At 55.4% G+C, this 1,231-nt stretch carries 1 protein-coding gene; it reads left to right on the top strand.

Annotated elements, in window-relative coordinates:
* Nucleotides 1-65 precede the first annotated feature (65 nt).
* Nucleotides 66-1,213 (top strand): IS3 family transposase gene (locus tag AC58DT_RS15540; RefSeq protein ID WP_290536301.1). Its coding sequence is split into 2 segments (ribosomal slippage): nt 66-303 and nt 303-1,213, totalling 1,149 coding nucleotides; the frame shifts between segments, so codons are not numbered across the junction.
* Nucleotides 1,214-1,231: the final 18 nt, after the last annotated feature.

Genomic DNA, 1,231 nt, shown 5'->3' with positions numbered 1-1,231 from the left:
TATGAATCGCCACCAGTTTGCTAGACACCTTTCAGCCATCCAAAATGGCAATCAGAGAGGTATCTATGAGTAGCAAACGCTATCCCGAAGAATTCAAGATTGAGGCGGTTCGCCAGGTGACGGATCGTGGTCACAGTGTGGCCCAAGTGGCTGACCGACTCGGCGTCACCACCCATAGCCTGTACGCCTGGATCAGGAAGTTTGGCCCGGATTCCGAGCAGCATCAGGCCAATGCAGATGACCAAGCCGAGATTCGCCGGCTCCAGAAAGAGCTCAAGCGCGTTACCGAAGAGCGAGACATCCTAAAAAAAGCCGCGGCGTACTTCGCCAGTCAGTCCGATTGAGGTACGCCTTCATTCAGGAGCACAGCGAGCGGTGGCCAATCCGCTCACTGTGTTCTCTGTTGGACGTTCACCCCAGTGGCTTTTACGCCTGGCAGAGACAGCCTCGTTCAGCTCGTGCAATCGAGGACGAGCGCCTGTCCGGGCTGATCAAGCAGTTCTGGCTGGAATCCGGGGCCGTGTATGGCTACCGGAAGGTTCATACCGATCTGCGCGAGTATGGCGAGCGATGCGGGCCCAATCGAGTCCACCGCCTGATGCGCCACGCAGGAATACGAGCGCAGGTGGGGTATCGTAAACCACGCCATAGGGCTGGGGAGCTGCACAAGGTGACACCGAATATCCTTCAGCGCCAGTTCAATCCGCAAGCCCCGAACGAGAGCTGGGTAACGGATATTACCTATATCCGCACACATGAAGGCTGGCTGTATCTGGCGGTTGTTCTAGATCTGTTCTCAAGACGGGTGATCGGTTGGTCAATGCAATCCAGGATAACCAAGGAACTGGCGCTGGATGCGCTGCTGATGGCGGTCTGGCGTCGCAAGCCTGAGGGCAAGGTGGTTGTTCACTCCGACCAAGGAAGCCAATACACCAGCCACGACTGGGACTCGTTTCTGAAGGCGCATGAGCTGGAGGGGAGTATGAGTCGGCGCGGTAACTGCCACGACAATGCTGTTGCTGAGAGCTTCTTCCAGCTGTTGAAGCGGGAGAGAATAAAGCGAAAGATTTACAGCAGTCGGGACGCGGCCCGGGCAGATATTTTTGATTATATCGAGATGTTCTATAACAACCGTCGACGCCATGGTTCTAATGAAAAGCTGTCACCGGTAGAGTATGAAAAGCGTCACCAAGAACGGCAGGGAAGTGTCTAGAGAACTGGTGGCGATTCA

It is taken from the genome of Aequorivita sp. CRS11 (assembly GCF_059693805.1).
The sequence above is the reverse complement of the archived record's forward strand: the minus strand, read 5'-3'. Positions and strand labels throughout refer to the sequence as shown.